Source organism: Advenella sp. FME57, assembly GCF_014897675.1.
Lineage (GTDB): Bacteria > Pseudomonadota > Gammaproteobacteria > Burkholderiales > Burkholderiaceae_B > Advenella.
In genome coordinates this window covers 283,510-310,226 of sequence record NZ_JABUXU010000002.1, presented here as the reverse complement: position 1 = coordinate 310,226, position 26,717 = coordinate 283,510, and the positions used below count along the sequence as shown (strand labels likewise).

At 54.2% G+C, this 26,717-nt stretch carries 24 protein-coding genes; 8 read left to right on the top strand and 16 right to left on the bottom strand.

From position 1 onward, the window contains the following. Window positions 1–13: 13 nt before the first annotated feature. The 4 genes from INT32_RS04405 to INT32_RS04390 all read right to left on the bottom strand — a co-directional run bounded on the left by INT32_RS04405 (window position 14) and on the right by INT32_RS04390 (window position 5,112). Window positions 14–1,045: an amidohydrolase family protein gene (locus tag INT32_RS04405; RefSeq protein WP_193087502.1), complete on the bottom strand. Its 1,032-nt coding sequence runs from the start codon at window positions 1,043–1,045 to the stop codon at window positions 14–16. Window positions 1,046–1,114: 69 nt separating this feature from the next. Then, the gene (locus tag INT32_RS04400) at window positions 1,115–2,098 is read right to left on the bottom strand and encodes a tripartite tricarboxylate transporter substrate binding protein (RefSeq protein ID WP_193087501.1); all 984 of its coding nucleotides are present in this window, start codon (window positions 2,096–2,098) and stop codon (window positions 1,115–1,117) included. 215 nt (window positions 2,099–2,313) lie between these two features. Further along, a complete protein-coding gene (locus INT32_RS04395) occupies window positions 2,314–3,222 on the bottom strand; it encodes a LysR family transcriptional regulator (protein WP_193087500.1) in 909 nt (302 codons plus the stop codon). A 390-nt stretch (window positions 3,223–3,612) separates the two neighbouring features. Further along, window positions 3,613–5,112 (bottom strand): catalase, encoded by a 1,500-nt coding sequence (locus tag INT32_RS04390; RefSeq protein ID WP_193087499.1) that lies wholly within the window; start codon window positions 5,110–5,112, stop codon window positions 3,613–3,615. A gap of 378 nt (window positions 5,113–5,490) precedes the next feature. Here INT32_RS04390 and INT32_RS04385 point away from each other — a divergent pair, with 378 nt between their 5' ends. Further along, window positions 5,491–6,465: a glutathione S-transferase family protein gene (locus INT32_RS04385; RefSeq protein WP_193087570.1), complete on the top strand. Its 975-nt coding sequence runs from the start codon at window positions 5,491–5,493 to the stop codon at window positions 6,463–6,465. 31 nt (window positions 6,466–6,496) lie between these two features. Here INT32_RS04385 and INT32_RS04380 read toward each other — a convergent pair whose 3' ends face one another. Next, the gene (locus INT32_RS04380; RefSeq protein ID WP_193087498.1) at window positions 6,497–7,696 is read right to left on the bottom strand and encodes an MFS transporter; all 1,200 of its coding nucleotides are present in this window, start codon (window positions 7,694–7,696) and stop codon (window positions 6,497–6,499) included. A 347-nt stretch (window positions 7,697–8,043) separates the two neighbouring features. Here INT32_RS04380 and INT32_RS04375 point away from each other — a divergent pair, with 347 nt between their 5' ends. Beyond that, window positions 8,044–8,613, top strand: coding sequence for a GNAT family N-acetyltransferase (locus tag INT32_RS04375; RefSeq protein ID WP_193087497.1), 570 nt, complete (start codon window positions 8,044–8,046; stop codon window positions 8,611–8,613). A 193-nt stretch (window positions 8,614–8,806) separates the two neighbouring features. Then, window positions 8,807–9,211 carry a DUF1801 domain-containing protein gene (locus tag INT32_RS04370; protein ID WP_193087496.1) on the top strand — a complete coding sequence of 135 codons (405 nt, stop codon included), beginning with the start codon at window positions 8,807–8,809 and terminating at the stop codon, window positions 9,209–9,211. A gap of 121 nt (window positions 9,212–9,332) precedes the next feature. Here INT32_RS04370 and INT32_RS04365 read toward each other — a convergent pair whose 3' ends face one another. After that, complete coding sequence (locus INT32_RS04365; RefSeq protein ID WP_193087495.1) at window positions 9,333–10,109, bottom strand: IclR family transcriptional regulator; 777 nt, start codon at window positions 10,107–10,109, stop codon at window positions 9,333–9,335. 151 nt (window positions 10,110–10,260) lie between these two features. Between INT32_RS04365 and INT32_RS04360 the strand changes: the two genes are divergently transcribed. The 3 genes from INT32_RS04360 to INT32_RS04350 are packed head-to-tail and all read left to right on the top strand — an operon-like array spanning window position 10,261 to window position 14,186. Further along, the gene (locus tag INT32_RS04360) at window positions 10,261–11,253 is read left to right on the top strand and encodes a tripartite tricarboxylate transporter substrate binding protein (RefSeq protein ID WP_193087494.1); all 993 of its coding nucleotides are present in this window, start codon (window positions 10,261–10,263) and stop codon (window positions 11,251–11,253) included. A 28-nt stretch (window positions 11,254–11,281) separates the two neighbouring features. Beyond that, entirely contained in the window at window positions 11,282–12,082 is an 801-nt protein-coding gene (locus INT32_RS04355; protein ID WP_193087493.1) for an enoyl-CoA hydratase/isomerase family protein, read from the top strand. A gap of 19 nt (window positions 12,083–12,101) precedes the next feature. Next, complete coding sequence (locus INT32_RS04350; protein ID WP_193087492.1) at window positions 12,102–14,186, top strand: acetate--CoA ligase family protein; 2,085 nt, start codon at window positions 12,102–12,104, stop codon at window positions 14,184–14,186. 155 nt (window positions 14,187–14,341) lie between these two features. On the opposite strand, the gene INT32_RS04345 is transcribed toward INT32_RS04350, so the two are convergent. Continuing rightward, the gene (locus INT32_RS04345) at window positions 14,342–15,340 is read right to left on the bottom strand and encodes a PDR/VanB family oxidoreductase (RefSeq protein WP_193087491.1); all 999 of its coding nucleotides are present in this window, start codon (window positions 15,338–15,340) and stop codon (window positions 14,342–14,344) included. Between the two features lie 70 nt (window positions 15,341–15,410). Further along, the gene (locus INT32_RS04340) at window positions 15,411–16,973 is read right to left on the bottom strand and encodes a Rieske 2Fe-2S domain-containing protein (RefSeq protein ID WP_193087490.1); all 1,563 of its coding nucleotides are present in this window, start codon (window positions 16,971–16,973) and stop codon (window positions 15,411–15,413) included. Window positions 16,974–17,226: 253 nt separating this feature from the next. Here INT32_RS04340 and INT32_RS04335 point away from each other — a divergent pair, with 253 nt between their 5' ends. Further along, window positions 17,227–17,913, top strand: a complete 687-nt coding sequence (locus INT32_RS04335) for a GntR family transcriptional regulator (RefSeq protein ID WP_193087489.1) — start codon at window positions 17,227–17,229, stop codon at window positions 17,911–17,913. Between the two features lie 24 nt (window positions 17,914–17,937). On the opposite strand, the gene INT32_RS04330 is transcribed toward INT32_RS04335, so the two are convergent. Beyond that, complete coding sequence (locus INT32_RS04330) at window positions 17,938–19,311, bottom strand: MFS transporter (RefSeq protein WP_193087488.1); 1,374 nt, start codon at window positions 19,309–19,311, stop codon at window positions 17,938–17,940. 107 nt (window positions 19,312–19,418) lie between these two features. After that, window positions 19,419–20,258 (bottom strand): class II aldolase/adducin family protein, encoded by an 840-nt coding sequence (locus INT32_RS04325; RefSeq protein ID WP_193087487.1) that lies wholly within the window; start codon window positions 20,256–20,258, stop codon window positions 19,419–19,421. Between the two features lie 126 nt (window positions 20,259–20,384). Here INT32_RS04325 and INT32_RS04320 point away from each other — a divergent pair, with 126 nt between their 5' ends. Next, window positions 20,385–21,281, top strand: a complete 897-nt coding sequence (locus INT32_RS04320; protein WP_193087486.1) for a LysR substrate-binding domain-containing protein — start codon at window positions 20,385–20,387, stop codon at window positions 21,279–21,281. Here the strand turns inward: INT32_RS04320 and INT32_RS04315 are convergent. The 6 genes from INT32_RS04315 to cysS all read right to left on the bottom strand — a co-directional run bounded on the left by INT32_RS04315 (window position 21,274) and on the right by cysS (window position 26,617). Next, window positions 21,274–21,927 (bottom strand): glutathione S-transferase, encoded by a 654-nt coding sequence (locus tag INT32_RS04315; RefSeq protein WP_193087485.1) that lies wholly within the window; start codon window positions 21,925–21,927, stop codon window positions 21,274–21,276. The two genes, INT32_RS04320 and INT32_RS04315, sit on opposite strands and share 8 nt — an antisense overlap. Window positions 21,928–22,025: 98 nt before the next feature. After that, window positions 22,026–22,157, bottom strand: coding sequence for a hypothetical protein (locus tag INT32_RS22260; RefSeq protein WP_255509664.1), 132 nt, complete (start codon window positions 22,155–22,157; stop codon window positions 22,026–22,028). A gap of 340 nt (window positions 22,158–22,497) precedes the next feature. Beyond that, window positions 22,498–23,586 (bottom strand): tRNA lysidine(34) synthetase TilS, encoded by a 1,089-nt coding sequence (gene tilS / locus INT32_RS04310; RefSeq protein WP_193087484.1) that lies wholly within the window; start codon window positions 23,584–23,586, stop codon window positions 22,498–22,500. Beyond that, window positions 23,525–24,484 (bottom strand): acetyl-CoA carboxylase carboxyltransferase subunit alpha, encoded by a 960-nt coding sequence (locus tag INT32_RS04305; RefSeq protein ID WP_193087483.1) that lies wholly within the window; start codon window positions 24,482–24,484, stop codon window positions 23,525–23,527. The genes tilS and INT32_RS04305 overlap by 62 nt, the downstream gene beginning before the upstream one ends. A 46-nt stretch (window positions 24,485–24,530) precedes the next feature. Next, window positions 24,531–25,154 (bottom strand): DNA-3-methyladenine glycosylase, encoded by a 624-nt coding sequence (locus INT32_RS04300; RefSeq protein WP_193087482.1) that lies wholly within the window; start codon window positions 25,152–25,154, stop codon window positions 24,531–24,533. Between the two features lie 11 nt (window positions 25,155–25,165). Then, complete coding sequence (gene cysS, locus INT32_RS04295; RefSeq protein ID WP_193087481.1) at window positions 25,166–26,617, bottom strand: cysteine--tRNA ligase; 1,452 nt, start codon at window positions 26,615–26,617, stop codon at window positions 25,166–25,168. Window positions 26,618–26,717 lie beyond the last annotated feature (100 nt).

The following is a 26,717-nucleotide window of genomic DNA, read 5'->3' as shown; positions in this document are numbered from 1 at the left end:
CATTATTGGGCTGCTATGCACTGCCCTGTTGGATCTCCAGTTGCTTGTGTAACCGGCTGAACACCCGCAAGGCATTGCCGCTCATGATTAGCTTTCGTGCATCAGGCGTAAGCCAATCAACGGCATCGATATAGCGTTTCGTGTCGTCATAGTTAAAACCGGTTTGCGGATCCACGCCCTTGACTGCACCAATAATTTCCGATGCAAACAAGATATTTTCATGCGGTATGACGTTCAATAGCAACTCGATGCCAGGCTGATGGTAAACGCAAGTATCAAAGAACACGTTTTCAAGCAGTGTATGCAATGGCGGTCTGCCCATGTTCTGGGCAAGACCGCGATAACGCCCCCAATGATATGGCACGGCCCCGCCTCCATGCGGGATAATCAATTTGAGCGTAGGAAAATCACGAAACAGATCCGATTCGACAAACTGCATGAAAGCCGTTGTATCTCCATTCAGATAATGTGCTCCGGTAAAATGGAAATTGGGATTGCAGGAGCAACTGGTATGAATCATGCCGGGAACATCAAGTTCAACCATTTTTTCAAAAAGCGGGTACCAATGACGTGTGGTCAACGGCGGATCGGTCCAATAGCCATCAGTGGGATCAGGATTAATATTGCAGCCGACGAACCCCAGTTCCTGCACACACCGTACAAGTTCAGATACACAATTGCCAGTGCTTACGCCTGGCGATTGCGGCAATTGACAGACACCGGCCAGCCTGGTCGGGAACAGGCGTACTGCGCGATGAATCAAATCATTGCAATGCCGTGTCCAAATCTCACTGCTGCGCGCGTCACCTATATGATGCGCCATACCACCGGCACGTGGAGAAAATAAGGTCAGATCGACCCCACGCTCTTGCTGAATACGCAACTGGTTTTCCTCCAGGGACTCGCGAATCTGGTCATCGGTAATATGACGCATTCGTCTGCACTCGCCGCCAAAATCTTCGGCCAGCATGGCGATCTGGCATTTCCTGAAATCTTCAAGCGCTTTGGGCGCTGTCGTATAGTGTCCGTGGCAATCAATAATCATTCCCCATCCCATTTTTTATGCAATGCCAGGCAAGTCGCTTCGTTTGCAGGCGGTTGATTGGATTCAGTATCAGTTGGCGCGAAGGTTCGCCTTTTCTACTACCTTCTCCCATTTGTCTACCTGTTCAAGATAAAACGTATTGAACTGCTCGACCGTTCCGCCACCAATTTCAATCGCCATTTTCTCCAGCTTGCTTTGGACCGCGGGGTCTTTCAGGGCGGTGTTGATATATGTATTAAGCGTCTGGATAATTTCAGGTGCAGTCGCTTTGGGCACCGCGAACCCCCACCAGACTTTTGCTTCAAGATCGGAATACCCAAGCTCCTTGGCTGTAGGAACATCCGGCAATTGCGCAATGCGTTTATCATTGTCAACCATCAAAGCGCGCAATTTTTTGCTTTCCACCTGGGGCACCGCCTCCAGAGGATTGAGAAACATAAAAGAAACCCGGCCTGAAACCAGATCAAGTTTAGCTGGTGCGCCTCCCTTGTAGGGAACGTGCAGCATGTCGGTATCGGTCGTTATCTTAAGCAGCTCAGAGGCCAGATGGGGGGCACTTCCACTGCCGGAGGTGGCAAAAGACACGGCACCCGGCTTAGCCTTGGCCTCGTTCAACAGCTCAGCAAAAGTCGTGTACGGTGAATTGCGGGCGACGACAAGAATCAACGGTGCATAGCCTACATAAGCGACCGGAGCAAGATCTCTGACCTCGTTAAATGCCCGTTTGGGATACACCGCCGGATTGGTTGCCAGGCCATTGGCGCCAATCAGCACTGTATAACCGTCAGCTGCAGCCCTTACCACTGCCTCGGTCCCAATATTGCCATTGGCTCCCGCCCGGTTCTCCACGATCACGGGCTTGCCGGTCTGGGCATTGATACTGTCGGCAAAAATCCGGCCTAGCGTATCGACGGCCCCTCCGGGGGGAAAGGGAACAACTAATGTAATCGGTTTTTCTGGATAAGCCGCGTTGACCGGCACGCTAATGACACTAAGAGCCGCAATGGCGCAAATGAAAAATTTCCTGACTATCTGTTTGGTTATGTGTTTCATGAGCTTGTCTCCTGCAATTTTTATGATGATTGGCGTTATCACTGCCATCAGGTCTGTGGCGAAGCAATTATTTTTCCTACCACCGGGCCATGCTAATAGTTCTTCGTTTTAATTAACAGAAGCATTTCCGACTAGCTGATATTCCTTAAATACATATCTGAACCCGTGCAGTTGAGCCCCTCATGCAGCGGGGACAACAAGACATTGCCATGATCTTAGCGAGTACCTCGAGAGTGGCTGCCCACAACTTGCTGCAACAGTTCACAGGTGCGGACCACCAGCGTGGTGCGTGGCCGATCCGCCGAGGTAGCCAAAGCCAGTGTGCTGATCATACGCGGTGCGATGATGCGACGCATGTGCAGATGGTCCTTAGCGTCGCTGATTGCCACGGCGTGATCCGTCGCTATGGCGTATCCCTCGTTCTGAGAGACTAGCTTAACGATCGTCGCTACTGCGTCGATCTCAAGCGCAATATTGGGCTTAAGCTGCATGGCAGCCAGCCGAGTTTCAACCATCATGCGCAGCGGGTGCGGTCGGCAAGGGATGATGAGCGGCAAGCCTGCCACTTTACGCAAGGATATCGATGGACCGATGTCCGACGCCTCCCTGTCCTTGTATGCAAGCAAAAGGAGGTTATCCTTGCGAACCGGGCATAAATCAAGACTTGGTGACGGTATCGGATCATGCAACAAGGCAATATCAATCCGCCCTGCTTGTAGCCATTCGTATAGATGGATAGTCAACCCTTCAGTGATGCATAGGTTGGCTTTCGGATATTGCTCTCTGAATGACTTGATAAAAGGAATGCTTAGTGCCCGGGCTGCGGCGTAAGGAAGGCCAATCGTCACACGTCCAAGTGCACAGCCTCTGGCGTCTTCTACATCATGACGGGCATGCTCAAATTGCATCTGGATGGTCCGTCCGTGTGCCAGCAACCGTTTACCTGCTTCGGTAAGACAGACACCGCGCCCATTGCGGTAGAACAAGGTCTGCCTGAGCTCTACCTCCAGGCCTCTGACCTGCCGGCTAAGCGCAGGCTGCCCTACACCAAGCACCATCGCCGCCTGCGTAAAGCTGCCTAATTCGGCTACACAAATAAAGCACTCAATCTGCCGCAAATCCATCGTCCACCCCTTAAAGAATAAACCTGCGTAATAAACGGTTATACCATTAAGCTTGGGCACGTGTCGTGCACAGGTGATGCGGGCATACGCCAGCAACGCTGTCAAGCCGAAATCACCGGCAGTGGGGCTGCGTTTATGATGGCGGGCACAACACAATTGTGTACCGATGATCAAAACTGCTGGCAAAAAAAGAGCGTTGAAATATCAACCATTACAGTTGGCATTCAACGCTCCAGGGCCTTTTTTAACTCGCCTTTGTCCCGCTTAATCACATCGCTAAAACATATCGAATAAGCTCATCACTTAAATCATTGCTTAAGCCAGTAATTTACGCCAGTCACTTAAGTCAGGCGCATTTGGGCGCTCGCGCGCGAGCCGGTGCATCGCAGGTCAGGCTTCGCCTTCACCGGTAGCCGGCTCGGGTGCATTGCCTGCACGCACTTTTTCTTCAATGCGACGTCCAACGTCCGCGTCAATACGCTTCCAGTAGTCGAAGGCACGTTCCAGGACCGGGCTACGTACACCGCCCAGCAAGCTGCCGGCCACCTGTTCTATCAGCTTGTTGCGTTGCTCATCATTGAAGACGTGGCGGACGAGCGTGCCGGGCTGGCCGAAATCATCATCGTCGGCATGCAGCGAATAGGCTTGCCGAACCATATCGCCATCTGTTTCCCAACCGTCGTCCATTTTCCCGGTACTGTCGGCCCAGTCACGTCCGGCACTGTTGGGCGCGTAAACGGGCGCATTACCACTGTGCTCATAAGCCATCTGACCATCGAACATATAGGTATTGACAGGAACTTTGGGACGGTTCACCGGCAACTGATGGAAATTGGTGCCGATGCGATTGCGCTGCGCATCGTTGTACGCAAAGGCACGTCCCAGCAGCATTTTGTCCGGAGACAGGCCGATACCCGGAACCACGTTGCCAGGCGAAAACGCAGCCTGTTCGATCTGTGCAAAAAAGTTCTCGGGATTGCGGTTCAGTGTCATCGTACCGACCTTGATCAACGGATAATCTTTGTGCGACCAGGTTTTGGTCAGATCAAAGGGATTGAAACGGTACTTGCCGGCATCGGCATAAGGCATGATCTGCACCGACAGCACCCAGCTTGGATGCTCGCCGCGGGCAATGGCATCAAACAGGTCACGCCTGTGAAAATCGGCATCTTTACCCGCCATTGCAGAGGCTTGCTCGTTACTGAAAAACGCCATTCCCTGGTTTGTATGGAAATGATATTTGACCCAGAATTTTTCACCCGCGGCGTTGATCCACATATAGGTATGTGAACCGTAACCGTTCATATGACGCCAGGTACGCGGCAGGCCACGTTCGCCCATCAGATAGGTGACCTGATGCGCTGTTTCAGGGTTGCTGGTCCAGAAGTCCCACTGCATATGATTGTCGCGCAATCCGGAATCGGGCAACCGTTTCTGGCTGCGAATAAAGTGCGGGAATTTCATCGGATCGCGCACAAAAAAGACCGGGGTATTGTTGCCCACCAGATCGTAGTTACCCTCGTCTGTGTAGAACTTCAGGGAGAAGCCGCGCACGTCGCGCCACGTATCAGGACTGCCTGCTTCCCCGGCCACGGTAGAGAACCGCGCCAGCATCTCGGTCTTACAGCCTTTTTGAAAAACTGCGGCTTTTGTGTATGCAGAGACGTCTTCCGTCGTTTCGAACTCGCCAAATGCACCGGCCCCCTTTGCATGTGGCTGACGCTCCGGCACTTTTTCGCGATTAAAGTGTGCCATTTGCTCAAGAAAATGGACGTCGTGAAGCAAAATTGGCCCGTTAGGTCCGACAGTAAGCGAGTTGCGATCGCTTTGCGCGGGCGCGCCAGCGCCTGTGGTAGATCCGGAAGCGGGCTTTTTGTCTGATTCATTCATGGAAAACATCTCCTGTTGCACAAAAAATAAGCAAAGCGATCTCTGCAATGATCGGCTTCACACCGTTAATATAGGCCATTTTCGGCCGCGATTGGGCCAGTCTATCGTACTCATGTTTCATCCGATCGGATAGCGGCAGGCGCACGACCTTTTCGCCTGAACACCGCGACCTTCTTTGCAATGTCATAGCACCAGGGCTATCATAGGCTGCACGGATTCGTTCGAAGGCTTGTATCCGGCAAAAGTATGATGCCCCCTTGACGCGCTGCTGTATGCGCCTGCATTTGGTTACCGGCTGCAGCCGGCGATGACCTGGTCCGCCAGAGGCCGGCAAATCATCAGCGAATCCGATCCGACAGCACAATAGCAAGGAATATGATGGGACTATTAATCGACGGAAAATGGCAGAATCAGTGGTATGACACGGCCGGCAGCGGCGGCCGCTTTGTCCGCAGCGACGCGCAGTTTCGTCACTGGATCACAGCAGACGGCAGCCCCGGTGCGAGCGGCGAAGGCGGCTTCCGGGCCGAAGCCGGTCGTTACCATCTCTATGTGTCACTGGCCTGCCCTTGGGCAAATCGCACACTGATCCTGCGCGCACTCAAAGGCCTGGAAGACAAGATCAGCGTGTCCGTTGTCAATCCGTACATGGGAGACAAGGGTTGGACCTTTGAACCAGGCGCTGGAGTCGTGGGCGATCCGGTCGGCAACGCCCGGTATCTGTATGAAGTCTATCTGAAAGCGCAGCCAGACTATAGTGGTCGCGTCACGGTACCCGTCCTGTGGGATCTGGAACGCAACACGATTGTGAACAACGAATCAGCGGAGATCATCCGCATGCTCAATAGCGCATTTGATGGCATTGGCGCAACACCTGTTGACTTCTCCCCTGCTGCGCTGTTGCCGCAAATCGATCAGGTCAACGCGCGAATTTACAACAACATCAATAACGGCGTGTACAAGGCGGGCTTTGCGACAGATCAGGCGGCTTATGAAAAAGAAGTAACCAGTCTGTTTGCCACACTGGATGCGCTGGAGACCGAACTGGGCCAGCGCCGTTATCTGCTTGGGCAGACAGTGACCGAAGCCGACTGGCGCCTGTTCACTACCCTGATCCGCTTTGATGCGGTGTATCACGGCCATTTCAAATGCAATCTCAGACGCCTGATCGACTACGAAAACCTGTGGAGCTACACCCGCGAACTCTACCAATGGCCGGGCGTTGCCGCCACCATCGACTTTGATCATATCAAACGGCATTACTATCAGAGCCACCAGACCATCAATCCGAATGGTATCGTTCCGCTGGGCCCGATTCTGGATCTGGAACGCCCGCCCAGCCGCAAGCTATAAATGCAGCAAGCCATAGTGCCTGCCCCGTCGCTTAAACGCGGCGTGCAGGCCGCCGCAATATGATGTATGCCATAATCCCTATGGACAAAACAATCGCTGACATTAGAAAGGCAGAGGTAAAAATGTCTTCGCCCTGCAGGTTGAACAAATCATGGGCCTTGCCCGAGATCCATTGCATAAATGATGCACCCAGAAACAGCGACGTGTTAAATAGCGCAATGGCACGGCCCTGCATGTTCTGAGGGTATACCTCCTTGGCATCGGCCAGTTGCCAGACGGTATTGCCGGCGCCGACCGCTATAACGACGATTGCGGCGATACTAAGCCACAGCTGCTGGCTATAAGCCAGGATAACGAACGCAATCACCAGAACCCAGGGCTGCATGCATAAATACGCATAGCGCTTGCCGGGGCCCGGATCCAGGCGCCCGAACAGCATCGGGCTGAACACGGAAATAATGGACAGCAGCAGGGCCAGGTTCCCCGCAAAAACCAGGCTTGCGTGATGACGCTCGACCAGCAGCGGCCCCAGCCATAAGCCTCGCAGCGTCAAAAACGCGGCATAAATGACGAACACCAGCGACAGAATGCCTGGCGTTTCCCGGATTTTCAGCAAGGCCTTATAGCCCGATATTGAACGCACTGCCACAAGGATCTTCTGTTTAAGACTGAGCGATGAGGCCTCCAGTTCACTGTCCACATTACGAACCCCAAAGTAAATCAGCAGCCAGGTCAGAAAACTCAAGAACGCCAGAATATAAAAGCAGCTGCGCCAGCCGAAATGACCAACCAGCCAGGCGGTCGGCGTTGCGGTAAAAATCAGCCCCAGACTGCCCGATCCCAAGGCAAAGGCGTACATCATTGAAAACTGCTTACCCGAAAAATGCCGGGCCATCAAAACAATACACGCCAAAAAGGCCGGGGCACAACCAAAGCCAATCAAAATCTGCCCCCACTGCAACATCGCCGGAGACACTGCCATGGCCGACAGCACCGCGCCCACCACTGAAAATGGAGAAACAACAAGAATGGTTTTTCTAATACCAAAATTGTCGATCAGAATACCGATCACCACCTGCAGGCAGCCAAATGCAATATGAAAAGAACCGATCACGCCTGCCAGCCTGTCGCTGTCAAGCATGAACTCGGTCTTCAATGGCACGGAAAGAATACCGCCCATAGTACGATAAGCCTGACTCAAAACAAACCCGGACAACAGAAAATAAAGCATGAGCTTGACTTTATTTATTGAGATCGACTGCGTATTCAACGGATGCCTCTGATTGAGATTTTAATTATCGAAGTTTGGATTGTAACGCACCGCAGCATGAAAGGCCGTTGACATGCCGGGCCCGCCCATCGGCTTTCCGCCTGCTGAAAACACGATGTTTCTTGCGATCATTTCATCAGACTTCGGTCTCGCGACGCTCATGGCAACATGAGCACCAGGCACGTATCGCATCGACAGGCGAGCCCAAAAGCACTCTAATCAGATGATGGCAATAGCTGACGTTCTGGCGTGAACAAAACATTCTCTCGCGTGTAAAATATTCCCGAACTCTCCGTCAAAGGTCAGCAATGGCAGCCCCGGTTCTATCCACCCCTCGTTTAATGCTAAGGCAATGGCAAGATAGCGATTTAGCCGCCTTTGCCGCCTTGAATGCCGATCCGCACGTGATGCGTTATTTTCCCGCTGTGCTGAATCGGCAGGAGAGCGACGCCCTGGCTGCCCGAATACGGCACCGACTTGACACCACGCAATTTGGATTTTGGGCAGTACAGATTACCGGCGTGGCTGATTTTGCCGGATTCATCGGACTATCCGTGCCCTCTTTCGACGCCCCGTTTATGCCATGCGTGGAAATTGGCTGGCGGCTCGCCCGTCCATACTGGAAAATGGGCTACGCCAGCGAAGGTGCGCGTGCAGCCCTCGACTACGCCTTTGGCGCGTTACACTTACCACAGGTCGTGGCATACACTGCGGCAATCAACACCCCGTCCATCTCGCTCATGCAGCGATTGGGTATGTGGCACCACGCCAGCGATGATTTCGGGCACCCCGCGCTGACCGAAGGCCACCCCTTGCGCCAACACGTGCTCTACCGCGTGACACAAACCGATTGGAAAACAGGTAAACCGCCCCATTGATCGTGGGACGCTACTTGGTTCTGAGGGCATCGTTATAAAAAGGTAAAATGTTTCCCGATCGCCTTGGCCTGTATACCCAAGGGATGAAAAGACATTATTATTGTTCGAGACCCTGGCCAGGATGCCAAACAGGAATCTGGCTTTATCCACCTGCCCCGCCATTTACCAGATAACACACTGGAGAATCGTTGCCATGACAGCCTCCGAACACATTGACGATCTGATTGCAAAACTCACAGACTGGCGTGGCAACATGCTGGCCAATATCCGCAAGACGATTCTTGCTGCCGACAGCGACATCATTGAAGAATTCAAATGGATGGGCAGCCCGGTATGGTCCCGCGACGGAAATATTGTGGTTGGTAACGCGCACAAGAACAAGGTCAAACTCACTTTTTCCCAGGGTGCCCACCTGCCCGACCCAGAGAAGCTATTTAACGCCGGGCTGGACGGAAAACAATGGCGCGCCATTGACCTGTTTGAAGGCGACCGGATCAATAAGCCCGCACTAAAGATACTTATCCAGGCAGCGGTTCTGTTCAATCAGCAAAAACTGCAGGCCAGACAATCGAAAAAATCTCCAGCCAGGAAAAATTGATTGATCGACGTGAGCCAGGACCGCCCAGCGTTGCGGCAAATCAATCACAACTGAAATTGCGGTCCCGTCGGCTCATATCCATTGCTGCCGTTATATCTTCCGACAGTAATGCCACTGGCCATTAATTTTCTGCCTCAAGCACTGCGCCGGCCAGTTCCATCAGAACCGGGCTGAGTTTGCTCACGATATCGACTGCTGGCAGATGCGTGTTGACGCTGACATTCAACACATGAACAGGCTGATACTTGAAACGCAATGGCGTTGCCAGCGCAATCACGTTCGGCTGCCAGGATGCGACGCAAAAACCTGATTTTCGCACCTGCCGCAGCGATTGCCGAATTTGCCGCTCCAGCGAGGCCCAGTCTGCATGGCGTCGCAGGTGCAGGCGTTGCATCAATTCATCGCGCGCCTGCGGCGCCATGCTTGCCAGATACGCCCGGCCCAGCGAGGTCAGTTCAATGGGCACCCGCTGCCCCGCGACCACATTGCGCAGCGAGACTTTCTTATTGAATCGGACCGATTCCAGATAGACCATTTCATCATGGTCAATGACCGCAATCCCCACATTGATTTTGTGCGCCTGGGCAATGCGTTGCATCAGCGGCGCTGCAATTTTCAACACAGGCGACGCCGAACGCATTGCATGCCCAAAGCTGAGCAACGGCGCTGCCAGCCGATAGGCGCGTTCGCGAGCTTCGTAATCAAGCATTCCGGTGCGCACCAGGGTTTGCGTCAAGCGGCTGACCGTTGCCGGCGCCAGGCCAGTGCGTTCGGCCAACTCACTGTTTCCTATCAAATCCGCTCCTGGACGGAACGCTCGAAGAATGTCGATCCCGCGCTCCAGTGAGCGATTTTGAGCCGGGCGATCCAGGCGTTCCTGCACGTTTTTGCTGACCATACGTACTCCTCTTCAATTCCATCTAGTGAAATTTCGTTATTACGTATTGCAAGTTTAACGCATAAACTGCAATCGTAATATTGATACGCCAACACAAGCTTGGGCCGCCGCAAGGCAGCGCCTGAACAACCAGACAATGACAGGAGACCTCATGAAAACTAGAAACATATCAAGCGCTTGCCTGAAGGCAGCCTTCTTGGCAATGACCGGCCTGACAGCGGCCTTTGCGAGCCAGGCTGCACAAGCAGCCTTTCCTGAACGGCCGGTGCGGCTGATTGTCCCCTTTGCCCCGGGAGGTGGCACGGATATGATTTCCCGGCTGCTGGCAGAAGGCATGGCGCGTGAGCTGAAACAACCGGTAATTGTAGAGAACAAGCCCGGTGCAGGCACCACCATCGGCTCGGACGAAGTGGCCAGGGCGCGCCCCGACGGATACACGCTGCTGATGGCGACCTTTGCCCATGTCGTCAATCCCTATCTGCATCCGAAGCTACCTTACGATACCGATAAGGCATTCGCCGCAATCAGCATGATCGGCCACTCTCCCAGCGTGCTCGTGGTCAGACCCGACAGTCCGATCAAATCCGTGAAGGATTTGATCGAGACAGCAAAACAAAAGCCCGGCACGCTCACCTATGCGTCTCAGGGCGTGGGCACCTCGGCGCATCTGGCCGGCGAACTGCTCGAGTCTCTGGCGAAAATAAATATGTCGCATGTGCCTTATCGGGGCGCTGGGCCGGCGCTGAATGACCTGTTGGGCGGCCATGTCGATACGATGTTCGGCACTGCCGCTGCGGTGGGCCCCTCCTTGGAAGCGGGAACGTTGCGGGCATTGGGTGTGACCACAGCCGAGCGCTCTCCTGCGCTGCCGGATATTCCCACTATTGCCCAAAGCGGTTTAGCTGACTATGTGCTGGACAGCTGGTATGGCCTTTATGCACCGGCCGGTACGCCGCCGGAGGTCATCGCAACGCTGAATGCCGCTGCGCATAAAGCATCCGGCACCGATACGTTCAGGAAAAAGGTTCAAGGCGAAGGGCTGGTGATATCCACAGGCACACCCCAGGCGCTCGATGACTATATCAAAGGCGAGCAAGCCCGTTGGAAAAAGGTAATTTCATCCAGCAAAATCACGCTGGACTAGTCGCAATCGAAATAAAGGAAGCAGTGATATGACACACACATTGATCGATGTCCAGGTGCAATCCGGTATTGCAACTGTATTTCTCAACCGACCTGAAAAACGCAACGCCATGAGTGACGATATGCGAACAGAGTTCATTGAGGCCCTGGAACAAATCGCGGCCAACAAATCCATTCGGGCGCTGGTTCTGACCGGCAATGGCAAGGGCTTTTGCGCAGGCGGGGATATCGCGGGTATGCAGCGGCGCATGCAGGCACAGCCCGGAGAGGTCGCCATCAATGGCTGGAGTCGCCAGCAGCGCGTCCACCATGCAGTGTCGCTGCTGCATACTATGCCCAAACCTACCATTGCTGCGGTCAACGGCCCGGCCTCGGGCCTGGGCGCCGATACAGCCATGAGTTGCGATTTTATCGTCGCCTCGGAGGCCGCCACTTTCAGCTGGTCATACATCAATCGAGGGCTCATTCCCGATGGCGGCGGCATGTACTTTCTGCCACGACGCATCGGCCTGCCCAAAGCCAAGGAACTTATATTCAGCGGGCGCACCGTCGCTGCACAGGAAGCACTGGCTCTGGGGATCGCAGATCGTGTGGTCCCGCCCGACGCATTATTGAGCAACGCACAGCAATGGGCAATAGAACTGAGCGCCGGTTCAGGAACCGCACTGGCCCTGGGGAAAACCATTTTGAATCAAACATTCGAACTGACAGCAGCGCAAGCATTTGCCCAGGGGAGCCAGGCCCAGGGCATCTGTTACACCAGCACCGAGCACCGGGAAGCCGTGATGGCATTCCTGTCCAGAATGGCCGAAAAAAAGACCACCAAATAACGGGAAAAGCAACACAATCATGAATGCAATATCACGTCTTATTCGGCCACGCAGCGTGGCAATCATCGGCGCCTCTGCCGATTTGGGAAAAACAGCGGGAAGGCCCCTGGCCTATTTGCGCAAACATGGCTTTGATGGCGCCATCTATCCCGTCAACCCGCGCGTGACGCATATTGGCGACGTACCGTGCTATCCGGATATTGACTCGCTGCCGGCGGTTCCTGATGTGGCCATCATATTGCTGGGCGCCGGGCGTGCGCATCAGGCAGTTCGGGAACTGGCGCAAAAAGGCACCGCGGCGGCCATCGTGCTTGCCAGCGGCTATTCCGAAGCAGGAGCCGAGGGAAAAGAACGCCAGCAACAACTGCGGCAGGCCGCTGGCGCAATGCGAATACTGGGACCCAATACCATTGGTCTGGTCAATCTGACCGATGGCATTCCGCTGTCTGCAAGCGGAGCGCTGGAAATGGATCAGTTCCCGGTCGGCGACGTTGGCGTGGTTTCGCAAAGCGGCGGCATTCTGGGCGCCCTGCTCTCGCGCGCCGCGGCACGCGGAATCGGCATGTCCAAGCTGATATCGACCAGTAATGAAGTGGACCTGGAAATGGCCGATTTCATCGACTATCTGGTTGACGATACGTCCACCAAAGTGATTGCACTGTATATTGAATCAATACGCAATCCACAAAAATTTCGCGCCGCTGCATTGCGGGCGCGACTTGCGGGAAAGCCTATCGTGGCGTTCAAAATCGGCAGATCCGAAGCGGGCGCCCAGGCGGCCATCTCGCATACGGGCGCATTAGCCGGTCAGGACACGATGTATGACGCCCTGTTCCGGCAGACCGGTGTGATCCGCGCGCAGCGATTCAGCGACCTGCTGGATATGCCAAGCGCATTATCGACCGGACGCATACTGCGCGGCAGACGTGTCGCCATTCTGACGTCAACTGGCGGCGCCGGCACATTGGTGTCAGACAGCCTGGGCGTGGCCGGTTTTGAAACCCCGGCGCCAGGCGCCCGGACCGCAGCCGCATTGCTTGCACTGCAGGGTGATATGCCGGCGGCGCTGGATCGCAACCCGGTTGACGTGACCCTGGCCGGTCTACAGCCTGATCTGTTGCGTGGCGCAATCGCCACCCTGTCGGCCAGTGACGACTATGACGCACTGGTCATGATTGTGGGTTCGTCCAGCCTGGGCAATCCGCAATTGATGGCCAATGCCATTTGTGATTGCCTGCCCGAGACAGACAAACCCATTGTCGCATTCGTCAGCCCGCATGCGCCAAATGTGGCCCGTCTGCTCAATCAAAGGCAAATACCTGCATTCATGGAACCGGAGTGCTGCGCTGTTGCCCTGGATGCCATGTGGCAAACCCAGGCAGAACCTGCCCTGCAGGCGCCGTGCATTGTCCAGTCGACCCCACTGGCAGACCTGCCGGCGGGAACATTGAACGAAGCCCAGGCCAGAGACCTGTTTTCTCGATTCGGCATTGCCGGCGCCGGACAAACCATTGTCTCGAATCCGATACAGGCACAGGCGGCCGCCCTGCAATATGGATCTGCGGTCGTGCTGAAAATACTGTCCAGCCAGATCATGCATAAAAGCGATGTTGGTGGCGTGTGCGTGGGCGTTGCACCCGAGCATGTGGCCGAGCGCATCACCCGGATGCAAACAGAAGTCTATGCCAAAACCGGCGTGCGTCCTGAACAGTTTCTGGTACAGCAGATGGTGACCTCTGGCATCGAACTGATCCTGGGCTTTCATCGTGATGCGCTGGGCAGCGCAATTTTGCTTGGCATGGGCGGCGTGACTGCAGAATTACTGAAGGACACCACAATGCGTCTGTTGCCGCAACAAGGTGGGCTCAGTCTTGCTGACGCCTATGACATGATGCATGATCTGCGTACCTGGCCCCTGCTCGATGGCTATCGCGGCCGCATAAAAGCCGATCAGCAAGCGTTGGCCCAAGCCATCGTGAACTTTTCCAATATGGTGGCCAGCGTGGGAGACAGGCTTATTGAAGCCGAGATCAACCCACTGTTTGTTCTGCCCGACGGACAGGGAGTAAAAGCGGCAGACGGCATCGCGATCCTGGCCGGTTAATGGGGCCGATTAATCTGGGTAACTAATCTGGCCAATTGATCGGCTCAACTAATGGATTGAGCAATGCAATGAACACAGGATTGCCGGCGCTATCGCTTCATGGCCTGGCGGCCGACACCACAAAACGCAGGCTCGGCCATGGGTCATCGCAAACTTCACAGATCAAGCACCAGCAGTTCGCTTTTCGCTCTGGAAACACACGCAGTCAGATATTCGGATTGCTCATCAGGGCTCAGAATGTAGTCCTGATGGTCGACCTCGCCCTCCAGATAGCGAACTTTGCACATCCCGCACAAGCCTGAAACGCAGGACGTCTCCAGCTCTATTCCAGCGTCGGCCAGCGCCTCTACCAAACTTTTATCGGCAGGCACACCGATCTGCTGCCCCGTACTGGCTATTCTCACCTTAAAGCGGCCGTCAAATTCTGAATCCGATTCTTTATCTTTACGCTCAGCCACTGGCGCCTTGAAATACTCACAGTGAACTGTCCCGTCGGGCCATTCCTGTGTTGCCTGCGAACAGGCTTGCATAAAGCCGGGGGGACCACAAAAATACACGTGTGTGCCGTCCTCTGAAGCGTTCAGCAGCGCCGCAATATCCAAACCTCGGGCCGGGTCGCCGTTGTCGAAGTGCAAATGCACCTTTGCATGGTCAGCGAAAGCGGCGGTGAAAGCAGCACAGGACGCGTCCCTCGCACAGTAATGCAATTGATAATCCATCGACCATTTATCAAGGGTGTGGATCATCGATTTTAAGGGCGTAATGCCAATGCCTCCTGCCAGAAGCAGGATTTTTCTGGCGTCTGGCTGCAGCGGAAAATGGTTGCGCGGCACACTGACTTTAACCATGTCCTGCACCCTTAGCGTTTCATGCAAGGTTTTTGAGCCACCCAACCCGGTCTCGGACTTCAGAACAGCAATGACGTAGCGCTTTGTGTCCGTCGGATCATTACAAAGCGAGTACTGCCGGATCAGCCCTGGCTGTATGTGTATATCCAGATGCGCCCCGGCAGTAAATACCGGCAAATCATCACCCTGCGGATGAACCAATTCGTATGAATGGATGCCGGTGGCCTCATAACGGATCTGCCTGACCATCAATGAAAGCGTTGACGCTGTCGCGCTCGCCGGATTCGTCGCTATATCTGTGCTCATATCGTGTCTACCATCTTTGATATCGTTATTGGAAACGTGCTCACGGCGGGCTGCCTGCCCGCCTGATCGTTTACACCTGTTTACCGTAAGTGTCTTTCGCCGTTTTTTCCAGCAGTTCCATCCTGTCGCGTACGAAGTCCGCCCGGGCAGGGCCCGTGTGCTTGTCGCTTTCAGTTAGAATGGCAACAATCTGCTTGGCGACAAATCGACGCTGCGCCACTTCAGCCTCAACGGTCTCCGCTACAGGAAGATCAAAGACGTTGCCCGAGCAATAACTATTGGGTGCACCGCCCGTCTCCAGTAACCACTGCCTGAATCCGTCGGCTGACGCGGCCGGGTTAGTCCCCCGAATGCCATCCCGCAACAGTTTCCTGAACATGTACAAACCGGCGTCGAATTTGGTCGGGTTTTCCAGCGCATGGATAGCAATCGGGCGCTGGCTGATAATGGCTTCATAATCGCCTGGTGCATACTGGCATTCTTTATAATTGGCCCGCTCCCGGTGATTGGGTGGAATGGGCGGCATATCTTCCAGCTTATATTTGCCAAAACGCTCGGGTCGGCGCATGGCAACCTGACCCTCCAGAAAATCGATGCTTTCATAGCCGACCATGCCTTTGTCTCCCACGCTACGCGTGTCGATCCCTGGACCCATGACGCGCCATCCGATCATTTTGGCATTTTCATCATCAACGGGTACGGTCCAGCGGATGATATGAAAGCGGCTGAACAACTTTTTATTCGAACCATCTTCCGAGGTATATGCATGCAGGCTCAAATTCGGCAGTATCTGGTGCTGTACGCGGATAAACAAACGGTCCTTGTCCACTCGCCGGGCCCCTGAGCAAGCCAGGCTGCGGCCCTGGTGTACAGGAATAAATTGCATATCAGGCGGCACCTCCATAGAAGCGGCGCCAACTTCATCAAAGGTCGTGCCTTGATAATGCCCATCGACCACATTTTTTGCTGCATGCAGTGCCATGGTGTGATAATTATCTGCCGCATTATCCTGGACCTGCAGCCAATTGCAATGTTGGAAATTGCTGAACGGCACCAGTTCATCACCTTGTGCAACGGTGAAATTTCCTTCCCACTCGGGAAAAGGCGGCTCTTTATCCGGCGGGCCCATGTACGCAAAAATAAGTCCGTTACGTTCCACCGCTTTGTAGGCCCCCTGTTGAATCGAACAGGCAAATTTCTCTGCTTCTTTTTCTTCGCCTTTGGGAAACGGCGCACGCAGGCAGGTACCGTCAACATCAAACACCATGCCGTGATAACAACACATAATGCCGCGTTCCTGAATGGCCCCATACTCCAGCGAAGCGCCGCGATGGACACAATGCGCATGCAACAAACCAATGCGCCCGCTCCCGTCCTTGAAAGCCACCAGCTCTTCGCCCAGGATTTTCAAAAAACGGGGCGTGTCGGTCAATTCCATTGCCATGCAAACCGGATGCCAGAAACCGCGCATGTATTCTCCCATCGGTGTACCCGGCCCCACCTCGGTCAATTCCGGATCATGGCCTGGAATCTTGTTGGTGTAATAGCCGCCGTAAGGAATCAGTTTTTTTGTCACTGCACCTGCGGCGCCGGCGCCTCGGCCCTGTTCTGCTTTATCCATTGGTCTGCTCATTTCATCGCTTCCTCTAAAGGTTGTGAATTCCCATTGCGGGTTAAATTATTGATTTAATGTATACTGAACTCTGTATACAAAGAATAAAACGCCAACTGAACGCTGTACATATGGGTAAACCCTTGTGTTTGTATTCTGTATACAGATAATGCACTACAATTTGTAAAATGAATCGGACGCTCCGGCGCTTGTCCTGCAATGTTGCATCCGTGACCGGCGGCGTTATCAGACACAGACGTGTTAAAAGAGCATCATGAACAACAAACTTATGAAACTGCAGTCTCGTCCCGACTACGTAGACGAAGTGTATAAAGCGCTACTTGACGCAATTAGCGATGGCACTCTTGCGCCGGGAATGCGCATCACCCAGGAAGAGATCGCCGAACAGATGGCGGTTTCCCGCTCGCCGGTGCTACAGGCATTACGCTTACTGAAAAAAGACGGATTTGTTCAGGACGCGCCAGGAAGAGGCATTTTGGTATCTCCTCTGGACCCTGACTGGACCGGCAGGCTTTACGAAATCCGGGGCGCGCTGGACATGCTTGCGGTTCGTCTTGCTGCCGAGCGCAAGGCAGAAATAGATCCGGAACTGATCGTTAATGGTCGTCAAGCCTCCAAAAGTGGTGTGGTCAAAGCGCTTATCGATACGGACATTGCCTTTCATACCGCCATATACCAGGCTTCGGGCAATCCGCTGATTGCCGAAAGCGCGCTGGTGCACTGGAACCATTTGCGACGAGTCATGGGTGCGGTGCTGCAATCGTCTGCACAACGGCAATCCATTTGGGATGAACATGAAGCCATTGCCAACGCAATCGCCGAAGGTGACAGCAAACGCGCGGTGGAACTGACCGATTTACATACCAGTCGCGCCCGTGTGAGTCTGGTAAAACGACTGGATGAAGTACTCAAACAGCAAAGCAACCAGGACACAGCCTGATCACTCTGCTTGTCGTTACAGCAATCAGATTTCTGCCGTAACAATGGGCCGGCGCACGCTCCCTGTCTCGTTCTGAGCCTTCGTTGCTGCTTGCTTTTTACTGTTCACCATTCTGCCCGGGACGGCAAAGACCAGCGCGCTACCGATCAACATGCTGATCGCCAAGCCATACACGCCGCCACCGGTAGCGCCGGTATGGGTCTGAAACCAGCCGATCAGATATGGACTGACCACACCCGAGATACTCCCGACCGAGTTTGCAAGCGCAATCCCGGCAGCCGCCGCCGCTCCCCCCAGAATAGCCGGCGGCAACGTCCAGAACTGGGAAATGGTTGTCATCACTCCCATCGTTCCTATCGTTAATGCAACAATAGCAATTGTCGGGCTATGGGCAAAGACGACACTCGCGCATAGGCTCAGCGCGCCCACGATACCCGGGATGGCCAGATGCCACCTGCGTTCGCCCTTTTCGTCCGAGCGTCGGCTGACCAGAATCATTGTCAGCGTTGCGGCTGCATACGGAATTGCGGTAAGCAGTCCGATATTGAGAGGATCGTTTACACCGGTAGCCTTGATCAGCGACGGCAGCCAGAAACTCACGCCATACAGTCCCATGGTGAAACAGAAATAAATGCAGCTCATCAGCCAGATTTTAGGATCAAGCAAGCCTTCTTTGACTGAATGCAATTGGTGGCTCTGCTTGTCCGCATCCAGGTTCGAGCTTATCAGCCGTTTTTCTGCAGCATTGAGCCATTTGGCGTCAGATACCCGGTCATCCAGATAGAAAAAAGCAATAATACCGACAAGAACGGTCGGAATGCCTTCCAGCACAAACAGCCACTGCCATCCCGTCAGGCCATATACGCCGCCCATACCATTCAATATCCAGCCGGACAGTGGTCCGCCAATCACACCTGACATAGGAATGCCGGTAAGGAACAGAGCGGTCACTTTACTTCTGCGTGATGATGGAAACCAGTACGTCAGGTACAGCAAAATGGCGGGAATAAAACCGGCTTCAGCGACCCCCAGCAAAAATCTCAGAATATAAAAACTGGTTGGTGTAGTCACAAACATCATGCAGGCCGATAGCGCTCCCCAGGTCACCATGATCCTGGCAATCCAGCGTCGCGCGCCGACACGCAACAGTATCAGATTGCTTGGCACCTCAAACAACAAATAGCCCACAAAAAATATCCCGGCGCCCAATCCGTAAACTTCTTCGCTGAACGACAGATCATTCAACATTTGTAATTTGGCAAAACTCACATTGATACGGTCTAGATATGCGCACATATAACAAAGAAAGAGAAATGGCAATAACCGCCACATCACTTTCCTGTATAGCCCTGCCTCGTCTTTGACAGCACCTTGTTCAACATCATTTTCAATCTGCATTATTGTCTCCACCGAAAAAAAGGATTATTTGGCCGGCCCGATTGTTGTCATCTCAAGCTTGTTCGCTTCGCATGACGCGGGTCATGTGAAACGCTGCCAAATAAACATTAATCAAACATGTCAGGCTGCGTAGCCACCAGTTGATCCCAGATTGCCTGGAAATGCAGCCAGCCGATGTATTCACTGCCCACATGTTCCCGGCTATAACGTGCGCGCTCTGGCGTTACCAGGCGAGGCGTAATCCCGGTTGCCTCGATCATCAGTTGCTGCTGGCAGCAACGCTCAAGTGCAATAAACCAGAATGCCGCAGCCTCTATGCTGTGACGGCTCGCCGTCAGCAAGCCGTGATTCTGATGAATTGCCGCTTTCACGCCGGCAAATGCATTGGCCACTTTATGCCCAGCCTTGACCTCTACCGCGACCTGCCCGGCTTCGTCGCCGATCACCACATGATCTTCAAAAAACGCAGCTGCATCCTGACTGATGGGCGCCAGTGGTTTTCCCAAAGCTGCAAATGCAGTTCCGTACACCGTATGTGCATGGCACATGGCAACAATATCCTGATGCTGCTCGTGTACGGCTGCGTGCAAGACAAACCCTGCCCTGTTAATGGCGTGCCTGCCTTCGACAACCTTGCCGGTGTGATCGGCAAGAATCAGGTTTGATACCTTTACTTGTGAAAAATGAACTGCCATCGGATTGGTCCAATACAGCCCCGGGTCTTCCGGATCCCGAATGGTCAGGTGTCCGGCAAACCCGTAGTCGTAGCCCTGCAAGGCAAATGCACGGCAAGCGGCGACAAGCCGTTCTTTCAAATGCTGCCTGTGCGCCGATACAGTCGTAAACTGCGGGAGCTCGGGAAAGATCAACTCTTTTTGTTCAGGCTGGTAAATGGATACACGACCGTCATCGAGCGCAATATCGGTTTTTTCAAGTACAGCTGCCATGCGTTTTCTCCTGTTAAATACTCAATAGATGAACTTTGAACGTCCACATCGTCACACGCCCCCGCAACCTTGACAAACGATAGTTCTTCATGGAATCATGAATGTGATTCATGGATAATGAAAAATATGAGAAACATCCCGCACTTCACCTTGCTACGCGCCTTTGAGTCGGCCGCTCGCTTAAAAAGCTTTACGCTGGCTGCACAGGAATTGCATTTGACCCAATCGGCAATCAGTCATCAGGTCCGCAAACTTGAAGACTATTTTGGCTGCGCGCTCTTTATCAGGCGCAATCGGCGTGTAGAGCTCACACTCGAAGGCCAGCGGTTCCTGGAGAGTCTTTCAAGAATATTTGACGTTATTGAAGCTGCCTGCGCCGAAGTGTCGCTCGCACCCAAGGCTCAGGTGCTCGCGCTCTATTGCGCCCCCAGCCTGGCCGTCAAATGGCTCGGACCCAAGTTGCCGCATTTCATGAAAGCGCATCCTGATATTACGATTCGCCTGACTACCGGGTCGGAACAGGTGGATCTGGTTCGCATGCGCGAACTGGACATTTCGATTTGTTATGGCACGATCATCGAACGCGCCGGCATTGTGAATGAGCCGCTTGGCACCGAGAGAAATGTGCCCTTGTGTTCACACTCGTTGGTGGAGGCTGGCGCAGACGCAGCGGCACTGATAAAAAAACTGGTTCTGATTGATTCACAATTGAATAATGTGACCTGGGCCAGCTGGTTTACCTTGAACAACCTTCGGTTGCCGGCCAGGCCTCGGCCATCATTTGATCGTGCCGCGATGTCGCTATCGGCGGCAACCGACGGCATGGGCGTGGCATTGGAAAGTACACGCCTGGCCGAGCGCGAGTTGGCCCGCGGCGATCTGATCGAACTAGGACAAGGTGTCTTTAAAGAAATGGATGTGGTCACCCACACGGTGTCCTGGCGTGCCGATGAAAGCCAAGTGCCAAAAATTCGTATCTTCAAGGATTGGCTATATCAGATCGCCGAAGCGCAGCCTACATAGGTGGCGGAAACAGCACAGGCGGCTGTCCGTCTTCCCATGGTGCATATTTGTGCATCACCCGCGCAAAGATTGCTGACTGCTTCCAGTTTTCAAGCCAGCGCAGCACATGCGGCCAGGCCTGCGTTTCAAACCACGCAAAATCAGTATGCGCAAACTGCCTGACAAACGGAGCAATGGCCATGTCGGCAAGCGCGCAATGCGTACCCGAAAGATAAGGCGTACGACTCAGGGTGCCTTCCAGTGTCATTAACCAGCCTGCCGCCTGAGTGCGGTGCTGCAATCCGTGTTCAAGATCGTAACGTTGCGGATATTTGTAGCGGTCAAGATGACACTTGAAATCCTGCTCGCAGGACTCGATGAGCGCCAGCATATCGGCCAGCGAACACCCCGCCGGCGCCAGCCAGCCAGATGGATCATTTTGGCGCAAGGCCCATAGCATGATATCCAGGCTTTGTTCAAGCACCTGCCCATTGGGAAGAATCAATACCGGCACAGTTCCCTTTGGCGAGGCAGCCAGCATGGCAGCAGGCTTGTTGCGCAGAACGATTTCACGCAATTGGCAGGTCTGCGCGCTGGCCGCGATAGCCAGCCGGGCGCGCATGGCGTACGGGCAGCGTCGGAACGAATAGAGAACAGGATGGGACATAAAAAAGCCAGAATAAAAAAAGGATGCCTGCCTCACATTCGTGAAGTGCAGGCATGCTTTGACTCTACCACATTCGCTTGCCAAAGGTGCTCGCAGTGCTATTTTTTGCTGGTATCGCCGGCCGCAGGATTTTTCAGCGCGGCCATGGCCTTTTCGTAATCGGCATGCGCGGCTGCGCGGTCCTGGCCACCATACTCAACGCTCAGATATTCCACCACGGCAGGAATCATATCGTCCTGCAACGGCGGTTGGGGTCTTATGTATCTTCCTTTTTTTGTAGCACCGGCGCGCCACACAGCGCCACTATGAGCCGTCGCTGCATGTGGGCCGGCATGACTGACATGCAACAGGCTGGGCAATATGCTTTTTATATTACGACAAGTGATTTAATCGGTATAGAACCAGTTGGTTTGCCCTCATGAGGCCAGGAGCGCGCAGCTCGCATGCAAATACGCCAAATCAAGCACTTATTAGATATTGAGGACTACAACAAAAATATACATGGATACACAGTTGCAATAATGTCGCAGTAACAGAGCCACGCCATACCAGAATGCCTGGCATACTCGATCAGCCTGCATCGTCCAGAAGCACTTTCACCTGGCCGCGCCGGCATACGATATGGCACCCCTGGTGCTTCAGCAGAATGTTGCGATCGTGTCCAAGCGCATGCACTTGCCGCAGTTGCAGCAGCCACTGGTTCAGTCGCGCTTCAGTAGGCATGGCAATATGCAGGCGATGCAACCACTGGCGCAGCACGTTGGCCTGGCGATGTTGCGGCAGTTCGCGCCAACGGGCCAGAGAAAAGCCAAGTCCGTCTTCAGAAAGCAGACAATGCTGCAGATCCATATCGCCCAGGTCTTGCAGCAGCAAGGTGCTTTCTGCCATCACGCGCGCATGACGCAGCAGATTCCCCTGCCACTGGGGCCAGCGCTTATTCAGGACCGGTGTAAGCAGGGTGCGCACGGCGGCTCGGGTATATTTTTCATCCCGATTGGTCGGGTCCTGCACGGCCATCCATCCGGTCTGCGCTTCATAACGGGCAGCGGCGTCCAGGATCCGGTTGCGCCCCACAGCCAGCCATGGACGGGATAACCGCAGGGACCCGCGCCGGGTCTGGGCCGCCATCCCTGACATGCCCTGCACGCCGGCTCCGCGTAACAGGCGCAGCAGCATGGTTTCGGCCTGATCGTCACGATGATGGGCAAGCAGCATATGATGGCAATCGTGATTTAACGACCAGTGTTCGAATGCGTTATAGCGCGCCAGTCGAGCCGCCGCTTCAATACCTTTGCCTGAATCGGATGCGACCTGCACCGGCAGCAAATGAAATGCCACGCCAACCTGTTGTGCCAGTTGTGCCGTATGCGCGGCCCAGGCGTCAGCCGCCGCCACCAACCCGTGGTGTACATGAACAGCATGTATGGTTTTTTTTTGCTGCGTGGCAATCTGGGCTGCGGCAACCAGCAGCATGGCCGAATCGGCGCCGCCGCTTACCCCAATTGCAATATTGCCTGCGTCTATCGTGCAAAGAACAGCATGCAAGGGCTCAAGAAGCGTGGTGTCTTCAAGCCAGCCCGGCTGCTGCAAGAAAGAATTATTTGTCCTGGACACGACCATAAGACATGAGTCGCTCCAGTCTTCTATCCAGAAGCTCATCAACGTCCATACCAGACACCTGCCGCAGCGCTTCGGAAAGCGAGCGCTTCAGGGTTTTGGCCATGGTCACGGCATCGCGTTGCGCGCCACCCACCGGCTCGGGTACAACTTTATCGATCAGACCAAACTCCAGCAGCCGTGGCGCGGTAATGCCCAGTGCTTCGGCCGCCACAGGTGCCTTGTCGGCACTGCGCCAGAGAATGGAGGCACAGCCTTCAGGGGAAATGACACCATAGGTGGAGTATTGCAGCATCTGCACGACATCACCTACTGCGATGGCAAGCGCGCCACCCGAGCCGCCTTCGCCAATTATCGTGGCAATAATGGGAACGCGCAATTCTGCCATGGCATACAAATTGTGCCCGATGGCTTCAGATTGCCCGCGCTCTTCGGCGCCAATACCAGGATAGGCGCCCGGTGTATCCACAAAAGTGAATATCGGCAATTGGAATTTTTCTGCCAGACGCATCAGACGCCGCGCCTTGCGATAGCCTTCGGGGCGTGGCATGCCGAAATTGCGCTTGGCGCGCTCTTTGGTGTCGCGCCCTTTCTGGTGGCCGATAACCATGCAGGCTTCGCCAGAGAATCGGGCCAGGCCCCCCACGATGGACAGATCGTCTTCATACATGCGATCGCCATGCAGTTCGTGAAAATCGGTGAAGATTTCACGGACATAGTCCATGGTATACGGTCTTTGCGGATGCCTGGCAACCAGTGCGGTCTGCCAGGGCGTGAGTTTGGAATAGATACTGTTGGTCAGACTCTCGCTTTTTTGCTGCAGTTTGGTGATTTCTTCGGAAATGTCGACTGCCGAATCAGAGGAAACATGGCGCAACTGCTCGATCTTCTGTTCGAGCTCTGCTATAGGTCCTTCAAATTCTAAAAAAGTAAATTTCATAGTTGTCTTGTCATGAATGGTTGTTCACGCGCACCCGGCTACGCCTTTAAAGGCTGCGCCATAAGTACCATGTCGCCACTGTTCGCCACGGTTGCCATGATTGTGCTACTTCGCGTACCTCGTACCGTGATACAGGTTCACCGCTAAAATAGTGCGCCGAGATTGCCTTGAGCAGCCCCTGGTCATCGATTGGCAGAATATCTGGTCTGTGCAAATTAAAAATAAGGAACATTTCCGCCGTCCAGCGGCTGATGCCCCGAATTGCACATAATTCGGTAATGATATCTTCGTCATCCATTTTAGACCATTTCAGCGGATTTACTTTACGCTCGTTGAAATGATTCGCCAAATCCAGAATGTATTCCGTTTTTCGCCTGGACAACCCCGCTTCCCGCCATTGCGCCTCATTGTATTCAAGAACAGTGGCCGGCGATGGCCGATGACCGCAAAGCTGTGTGAAATTTTTCCAGTGCAGGTCTGCCGTCTTGGACGAAATCTGCTGGCCGATAATGGCCCGCGCCAATGTGACAAAGGCCGTTTTGTTGGTAGCCAGCCATAAATCGGGATTGGCCGGAATGATTTTGCGAAGAATGCGATCTTTCTTGATCAGAAATGTAACGGCCTCGTCCCAATATTCGGGCTTTACCGGCGCAGGTGCTGCAGATGACATGTCTTCCCCTATCAGGCGCGACGCCATTGCGTCAGGCCACCTGGTTTATCCTCAAGTTCCACGCCCTGCTCCTTGAGCTGTGCACGGATCTGATCGGCCTTGCCGAAATCACGGTCCTGCTTGGCCTGGCGACGCTGCTCGATCAGTGCTTCGATATCAGGCTCGCTCAAGGCCGTTGCGGCTACAGACTGACCTTCACGCTTGATATAGCGTGTCGGCGACTGCAGGTAATGCTGCGGATCCTGTTGCAACAGGCCCAATACCCCGCCCAGTGCCCGGATCCGGCCGCTGAGCGTTGCGCTGTTGCGCCGGTTTGCTTCGGTAACCATATCAAACAGGACAGCAATGGCCACAGCGGTATTGAAGTCGTCATCCATGGCGGCTTTGAACGCCTGTTCAAAATCCAGCGACCAATCGATGGATGCAGTATCGGTCACCCCGGTATTGTTGAACGTCTGATAAATTCGATCCAGCGCAGCCTGTGCATTGTACAGGTTATCTGGCGTAAAGTTCTGCGGGCTCCGGTAATGGTTGCGCACCACAAAAAACCGCAGCATTTCCGCTTCGCGCATGTTGATCCGGTAATCGGCCGATGCGCTATCGGGCTCTGAGCTGACAGTATCACGGATTGTCCTGAAATTGCCCAATGATTTGGACATTTTTTCATCATCCACCATCAGCGGGCCACAATGCATCCACCAATTGGCCAGCGTACCGCCGTAGGCGCCTTCGGACTGCGCGATTTCGTTCTCATGATGCGGAAACTTCAGATCAGGGCCGCCGCCATGGATATCCAGAGGCTGGCCAAGCAGTTCCCGGCTCATGGCCGAACATTCAATGTGCCAACCGGGACGACCGCGCCCGAAAGGCGAATCCCAGATGGAGTCTTTGGGTTCGTTGGGTTTAGCCTGCTTCCACAGAACGAAATCGAACGGGTCACGCTTGCCGTCGGAGACGGCAACCCGGTTGCCCGCGCGCAGATCATCCAGCACTTTGCCCGATAGCTTGCCGTAACCAGGAAAACTGCGTACCGCATAGTTAACGTCCCCATCGGGGGTCTGGTACGCCAGGTCCTTGTCCTGCAAGTCCTTGATAATTTGCAGCATACCGGGTATATACATGGTGGCGCGAGGCTCCCGATCGGGAGGCTGTACGTTCAGCGCCCGCTCATCGGCATGCATGGCGTCGGTATAGAAAGACGTAACGGCATGTAAAGGCTGGTTCAGCGACACGGCCTTATTGATGATTTTGTCGTCGATATCGGTGATATTGCGTACATAGTCGACCTGATAGCCGCTTTGGCGCAGCCAGCGCTGAACCACGTCGAAGCTGACCAGCATACGGGCATGGCCCAGGTGACAGAAATCATAGACCGTCATGCCGCAAACGTACATCCGCACTTTGCCGGGCTCTACCGTAACAAAAGGCGCTTTGGCGCGGGAAAGGGTATTGAATATTTGCATGGCGGAAATAAAAAACCAGACGTGCCAACGGTCGGGATTGACCGGTGCAACAAAGAAAAAAAAAGCCGTAGCAGGTTAGGGTTTATACGCCGCACGCTCA